The sequence below is a fragment of the Kitasatospora sp. NPDC127060 genome (genome assembly GCF_042724935.1).
GTDB lineage: Bacteria > Actinomycetota > Actinomycetes > Streptomycetales > Streptomycetaceae > Kitasatospora.
On sequence record NZ_JBHXEG010000019.1, the window covers coordinates 103,977 to 110,670 of the forward strand.

Annotated in this window: 7 protein-coding genes; 1 reads left to right on the forward strand and 6 read right to left on the reverse strand. The window is 73.0% G+C overall.

Going from position 1 to position 6,694, the window contains the following annotated elements; all coding sequences use genetic code 11:
• Positions 1-43: 43 nt before the first annotated feature.
• The 6 genes from ACFWIS_RS14035 to ACFWIS_RS14060 all read right to left on the reverse strand — a co-directional run bounded on the left by ACFWIS_RS14035 (position 44) and on the right by ACFWIS_RS14060 (position 5,608).
• Positions 44-883, reverse strand: coding sequence for an SAM-dependent methyltransferase (locus tag ACFWIS_RS14035; protein ID WP_380453133.1), 840 nt, complete (start codon positions 881-883; stop codon positions 44-46).
• Positions 884-969: 86 nt separating this feature from the next.
• On the reverse strand, positions 970-1,734 hold the full coding sequence (locus tag ACFWIS_RS14040; protein WP_380453135.1) for a hypothetical protein: 765 nt from the start codon (positions 1,732-1,734) through the stop codon (positions 970-972).
• A 201-nt stretch (positions 1,735-1,935) separates the two neighbouring features.
• The gene (locus tag ACFWIS_RS14045) at positions 1,936-2,946 is read right to left on the reverse strand and encodes a DUF1648 domain-containing protein (protein WP_380453137.1); all 1,011 of its coding nucleotides are present in this window, start codon (positions 2,944-2,946) and stop codon (positions 1,936-1,938) included.
• Entirely contained in the window at positions 2,943-3,290 is a 348-nt protein-coding gene (locus ACFWIS_RS14050) for a GntR family transcriptional regulator (protein ID WP_380453139.1), read from the reverse strand. The genes ACFWIS_RS14045 and ACFWIS_RS14050 overlap by 4 nt, the downstream gene beginning before the upstream one ends.
• 55 nt (positions 3,291-3,345) lie before the next feature.
• Entirely contained in the window at positions 3,346-3,639 is a 294-nt protein-coding gene (locus ACFWIS_RS14055) for a hypothetical protein (protein ID WP_380453141.1), read from the reverse strand.
• Between the two features lie 196 nt (positions 3,640-3,835).
• A complete protein-coding gene (locus ACFWIS_RS14060) occupies positions 3,836-5,608 on the reverse strand; it encodes an oleate hydratase (protein WP_380453143.1) in 1,773 nt (590 codons plus the stop codon).
• Between the two features lie 264 nt (positions 5,609-5,872).
• On the opposite strand from ACFWIS_RS14060, the gene ACFWIS_RS14065 reads away from it, so the two are divergent.
• Positions 5,873-6,430: a universal stress protein gene (locus ACFWIS_RS14065; RefSeq protein ID WP_380453145.1), complete on the forward strand. Its 558-nt coding sequence runs from the start codon at positions 5,873-5,875 to the stop codon at positions 6,428-6,430.
• Positions 6,431-6,694 lie beyond the last annotated feature (264 nt).

Here is a 6,694-nt window from a genome sequence, read left to right on the forward strand (position 1 = left end):
GAAGGCTGCGGGTCCGGGGGCGACGGCGTGGTCGTGCGGCTGCTCAGTCCTTGACGGCCACGCCCGCGTACATCGCGATGTCCCGGTCGCGGATCGCCGGGGCGCCGGCGTCCGGCCGCCAGTGGTGGACCAGGGTGACGCCCGGGTCGAGCAGCCGGTAGCCGTCGAAGAAGGCCTCGGTCTCGGTCTTGTCGCGGATCTGCAGCGGGATGCCGCGGGCGTTGTACTCCCGGCCGACGCCGCCCACCCCGACCGGGTCGGTGTCACCGGTGAACACGGTGAGGGCGAGGAAGCTGCCAGGCGCCAGGGCGTCCATGAGGCGGCGGACGATGCCCTGTGGGTCGTCGTCGTCCAGCACGAAGTGGACGATGGCGATCAGCGAGAGCGCCACCGGCTGCGAGAGGTCGAGCACCTCGCGCAGCCGGGGGTCGCCGATGATCGACTCCGGGTCGCGGAAGTCCGCGTCCACATAACAGGTGCGGCCCTGGGGCGTGCTGGACATCAGGGCCCGCGCGTGGGTCAGCACGATCGGGTCGTTGTCCACGTAGCCGACCCGGGCCTCGGGGGCGATCGCCTGGGCGATCTCGTGCACATTGGGCGAGGTGGGGATGCCGGTGCCGATGTCGAGGAACTGCCGCACCCCGTACCGCTCGGTGAGGTGGCGCACCGAGCGCTGCATGAAGTCGCGGGTGGTGCGCATCGAGACCGGCAGCGCAGGCCAGGCCTGCACCGAGGCGTGCGCGGCGGCCCGGTCCGCCTCGAAGTTGGTCTTGCCGCCGATGAGGTAGTCGTAGACCCGGGCGGAGTGCGGCACGTCCATCCGCAGGTCGACCGACGGGTACTCCTCGTTCGTCACGTGCGCGCTCCCCGTAGCTGCTGGCATCCGGCACCGGCCGCCCCCGGCTCTGCCCGGCGGCCGGCCTCCGTGCGCATGGTAACGGTTCGCCGGTGCGACGAGATGACGAACGGTCAGATCTGGGACGCCTCCGGCCCTCGCACCTCCGACCCCACCGCCTGACGCGGCAGCCGCCCGGCCCCGGCCCGCCCGCCGCGCCCGGTCGCCAGCTCCACCGCCGCGCCGATCCAGGCCGCACCGAACGCCCAGGTCGCCACCCACTCGCACAGGTACACCGGCCGCACCGTCCAGTCCGCTCCGAACCCGGACAGCCCGGTGACCACCGCCGCCAGCAGCGCGACCACGATCAGCCCGCCCGCCGCCAGGTAGGCCGTGCCCACCCGGGCCGGCTGCGCCGAGCGCGGATTGCGGAAGGAGTACAGGCAGAACAGCGCCAGCATCACGAACAGCAGCCCGGCGAACACCAGGTGGAACACCCCGACCGCGCGTTGCAGCCCGCTCGGATCCGACGGTGTCGTCGGACAGAGCGCCACCCCCAGTGCGAACACCCCCGCCGCCGTGCTCCACCGGTCGTCCCGCCGGTCGGACCGGTAGCAGATCAGGAACACCCCGAGCGCGCACAGCGCCCCGACGAAGACGTTCCGCATCCCCGAGTAGTACGCGGCACTCATCGACGCGGGCCAGTACCCCTCGGTGGCCCGGCCGGTGACCTCGGCCGCCAGCCAGTTGCCCAACGGCAGTGCCGGTGGCAGCAGCACCCCGATCGCCCCGACGCCGAACCTGAGGAAAGTGATGGTCCGTTCGTCCTGGGCTGTCTGAACGGTCTGGACGGTCTGCTCCGAATCGATGGTCCCCTGGACACTCCGGTCGTCGGTCACGGACGCCTCCTCGCTGGTCCGCGCAATGCTCGGCCGTCAACTGGTGTACCCGCTAAGGAGATCGCCCCACCACTGGATCAGGTGGTTTCCCGCGGTGTCGAGTTGACGCCAGTGTCGTGTCGCCGCCGGAGGACCGCCGTGGCGCCGGAGTCGAGAACCACGCTGCGCCGGCGGTCGGCGGCCTCCGCGGGGCGGGCCTGCTCAGCGGCTCGGCGTACCGGCCCGTTCGACGAGTGCGTTGAGCAGGGCCGCGCCGCGCTCGGCGTCGTCGACGCTGATCACGAGGTCCGTCCCGCGGGTGGTGCGGACGACCAGGCATTCGCCGGAGCGGACGAAGACGGCGGTGCCCTTGCGGAAGACCCGGAAGCCCCAGCCGCCGGCCTGACGGGCACTGAGGTGCTCGACCCGGGCGGAGGCGATCTCCGCGGGGGTGAGGTGCCGGGTCGGCAGGCCGAACGGGCCGAAGCCGACGTGCAGGCCGTCGCCGGTCACCCGGACCCGTACCGAGGAGCAGAGCAGGACGGTGACGGCGCCGGCGCCGAACAGGACGACCGACAGCCAGTCGGCGGACTCCGTGCGCCCGCTCGCGGCGAGCAGCGCGCCCGACACCGCGACCAGCCCCAGGACGGCGGCGAGCACCTGCAGCCAGTGGTTGGCGGCCTGGGAGAGCCAGACCAGCCGCTCGCCCGGCTTCGCGGCCAGCACCGGTGCCCCGGGGAGGACGGGCGCGGTCACGGCGGCGGCCCGTCGGGTCGCCAGCCAGGCCAGGGCGCCGGCCAGGCCGGCCGCCACGATGATCAGGACCACCTCGACGCCCATCGGTGCGGCGTCCTGCCAGCGGGTGCGGTCCAGGTTGGCGCGCACGATGGAGGCCTGGGCGCCGGCCAGCAGCACCCCGGTGGCGGCCAGGACCGGTCCGGCGACGCCGCGGGTACGGTCGGGCCCGAGCCGCAGGCCGACGGCGAGCCCGAGCGCGACCAGCAGCCAGACCCCGGCCGGGAACAGCGCCGCCATCGTCAGCGGCATCGAACCGTCCGGGCGGCTCCCGCTCCAGTGGGTCGCCACCTGCTCCGGCAGCCGGTCCCGCGCGGTCAGCGGCAGGACGACCAGCAGGGCCGTCACGCCGAGGGTCCAGACCACGGCCCCCCACAGCGCGGCCCGGCGCACCGGCCGGTCTGGGACGGGCTCTCCGGCCACTTCTTCGAACGTCACGACATCCCCCTGATCAGATCCACGAGATCATTCCTGCTGTAGCCGGCCCGGGCCGCGTCGGCGACCAACTGCCTTACCCGGTCCATCAGTTCGGCCCGGGTGTTGGCGTCGGCGGCGACCGTGATGCCGCGGCCCCGGCGGAACTCCAGCACCCCCTCGTCGCGCAGGGCGCGGAGCCCGCGCAGGACGGTGTTGGTGTTCACGCCGAGGGCCCGGGAGAGCTCCCGGGCGGGCGGCAGTTTGTCGCCGGGGGCGCACTCGCCCTCCGCGACGGCCCGTCGGATCGCGCCCGCCACCTGCTCGTGCAGGGGGCGGGCGTCGCCAAGGTCCAGCTTCAGCAACATGGTGCTAGTGACGATAGCACCATGCGGTCATGGTGCTGGATGGGGCCCGGCCGGCTCAGGGGATGCTGAGGCTCTGGGCTCCGGTGACGCGGCTGTCGTCACCGGCGGCGATCGTTTCGACGACGTCTCCGGTGCAGTCCGCGGAGGAGTAGATCTCCACTGTTCGGTCGGTGAGGTTGTCGACGATGCTGGCGGCCTCGTCCAGGGCGTAGCAGCCGGAGGGATCCGTCTGGGTGGCGCCGTTGATGGCCAGGTCTCCGGTGGCCGCGGCGGCCGGGCCGGTGGTCAGGGTCAGGGCGGCGATGGCCATCAGGGGGGCGCCGAGTGCGGTGCTAAGGGTGATTGTCATGCAATATGAATAACCATTCGGAGCTTGCGCCTCCCCGGGAGCGGGCGGGGGTCACCCCCGCAGGGCGGCGGCGTGGGCCGAATGCCCGCAAGCGGTCGAGCGGTGGGCGCAGGGCCGCCTCCAGGCCGACTCCAGGCCGACTCGGGCGCGGCTCGCGTTCAGCCCGGGAGCCGCTCGGGAGCGGCTCGATTTCGGCTCAGGAGCGGCCGTCCTCGATCAGGCCGAACTCCCGCATCAGCTCGCCGACCTCGGTCTCCTCCAGTCGGCGCAGCAACCGCTTGCGCAGGAACTCCGGCCCCGGCAGGTCGAGTTCGGCGCCGTCCCGGAGCCGGGTGGTGGCCGCCAGCAGCTTGCGCACGTCATAGGTGGAGTTGAACACCTCGGGCACGCCGCGCTCGACGCCCAGCAGTCGGTAGACCGCCTCCATGCCAGTGCGCACCGAGTACTCGGTGGTGAAGACGCAGTCCCGGGTGGTCTCGGCGAACTGGCCGATGAAGGCGAAGTTGACCGCGCCCTCCGGCACCACGTCCGGCCGGTCGCCAGCGTGCCGGGGCAGGAAGAAGGACGTCACGTACGGCATCATCACCGGCACGCAACGGGCGGCCGAGGCGGCCAGTTCGGGGATCTCCTCGACCGGCACCCCCAGGTGGTACAGCCATTCCCGGGTGATCTCCTCGCCGGTGCACTCCTGCATCGGCTTCCGCACGTGGTCGCCCGGGCGGTCGACGAACAGCGAGTACAGCCAGACCACGATCTGGTCGGCGGGCTGCCGCTTGAAGTGCGGCTGGCGGTTGACCGTCCAGCTCAGCAGCCAGGAGGAGTCGCGGGCGGTGACGATGCCGCCGGTGACCACGCCGCCGCCGAACGGGTCGCGCCGGGCGACCTTGCGGATGTACTCGGGGATCCGCGGATCCAGCGTGGTGACCGTGGCGGACTCCCACTTGCTCGCGGCGATGTTCCCGCAGAACACCTCGGGGCGGCCGAAGGCCGGGTCCTTGGCGGCGATCCGGCGCCACAGGTCCCAGGCCGGGGCCGGGCCCTCGTTCAGCCGGGCCGGGGTGTGCTGGTCACCGTTGTCGGAGTTCTCGGTCAGCGAGCCGATGGTGGTGAACACCAGGTCGTCCTCGCCGAGGTCGACCCCGCCCTCCCGCCCGGCCTCGCGCCAGTGGATCCGGGTGGCCAGCTTGCGCCCGGGGGAGAGCTCGAAGTCGATGTCGGTGACCTCGACCTCGTAGCGGAACCGCACGCCCTGGTCCATCAGCCAGCGGGTCAGTGGCAGCACCAGGGACTCGTACTGGTTGTACTTGGTGAACTTCAGCGCCGAGAGGTCCGGCAGGCCGCCGACGTGGTGGACGAACCGGTGCAGGTAGAGCTTCATCTCCAGCGCGCCGTGCCACTCCTCGAAGGCGAACATGGTGCGCCAGTACAGCCAGAAGTTGCTGTCCAGGAAGCTCCGGGAGAAGACCTCGTCGATCCGCTTGCCCTCCAACTCCTCGCGGGTCGCCAGGAAGATCCGCACCAGGTCCTTCTGCGCGGTGTCGTCGAGCGCGAACAGCCCGTCCGTACCGGCGTCCTGGCCGCGGCGCTCGGTGACGCGCCGGAGCGAGACGTTGGGGTCGTCCTTGTTCAGCCAGTAGAACTCGTCCAGCACGGACGCGCCCTCGACCTCCAGCGAGGGCACCGAGCGGAAGAGGTCCCACAGGCACTCCATGTGGTCCTCCAGCTCGCGCCCGCCCCGGACCACGAAGCCCTTGGCCGGCTCCTTGATGCCGTCCAGCGCGCCGCCGGCCAGCTTCAGCCTCTCCAGGACGGTGACCCGGTCCCCGGGCACCTGGCCGTCCCGCACCAGGAACGCGGCCCCGGCCAGGGAGGCCAGGCCCGCCCCGACGAACCACGCCCGCTTGCGCTCCGCACCCTCGGGCTTCCTCGGCCGGGCGAACGCCTCGTAGTTGCCGCTGCTGTAGTACAAGCCCGCGCTCCCTTGAAAGTTCGGCGTCGAACGGCCCGCGGGCACGGCTGTCCCGCGGGCGCTTCCCATCCACCCATCCGGGAGTGGTCGTCGCCCGCTGGTTGAGCCGGACGGGTGAAGGGGAGAGCCCTCCGGCGATCCGCGTATGGAGTGCGTACGGAACGTCCTCCGGGGCGTCAGGAAGACGTCAAAGCGGCCCGGAGCGGCCGGCCGGCGGCGGTTGGGTGGAGACCGACGGACGAACGGACCACGCGAGGACGGATCATGCACGGCAGCGGGCAGCACCAGGACGGAACGGCACTCAGGGTGGTGGTCGGGGTCAGCGGGTCGCTGGGGAGTCTGGCGGCGCTGCACCGCGGCCTCGCCGAGGCCCGCGACCGCGGCGCCGTGCTCTGGCCGGTGCTCGCCTGGGAGCCGCCGGGCGGCGAACACGGCTACCGCCGTTCGCCGTGCCCGCCGCTGCTCGCCGCCGCCCGGGAGGCCGCCGAGCGGCGGCTGGACGAGGCCCTCGAAGCGGCCTTCGGCGAAGCCGGACCCGGCGTGCCGATGCAGCCCGTGGTGATCCGGGGCGAGACCGGGCCCGCCCTGGTCCACCTCGCCGACCGGCCGGACGACCTGCTCGTCCTCGGCCGCAGCGGCGGCCCGCTGCGCCGTCGGCTGCGGCGCCCGGTCTCCGGGTACTGCGCCCGCCGGGCCGGCTGTCCGGTGCTCACCGTCCCGGTGCCCGAGCTGCTGCACGACCTGGAGACGCTGCACCGCCGCGCCCGCTGGCACCTGCCCGTCGGCCCGGCACCGGAACTCATCGCGGCCAGGTCGGCCTGACCCCGGCGCCTTCGGGCGCCGCCACCGCGGTCCGACCGTACGGTCCGGTCCGCCCATGGACGGTCCGCCCTCCTCCCGGGGCGGACCGCGCCGGCCCGCCGGGCCCCGGCCGGAACTCCGGAGCCCGCGGCCACCGGTGGAAGACAGGTGGGAGCGGGGTGCCCCGGCACCCCGTTACCTTCTTCGTGGCCCTGAAACGGGGCTCCTGGCCTCCGGGTCCGGCATGACTGTTGCCCCCTGTCGATCGCATGACCTGGGGGGTGG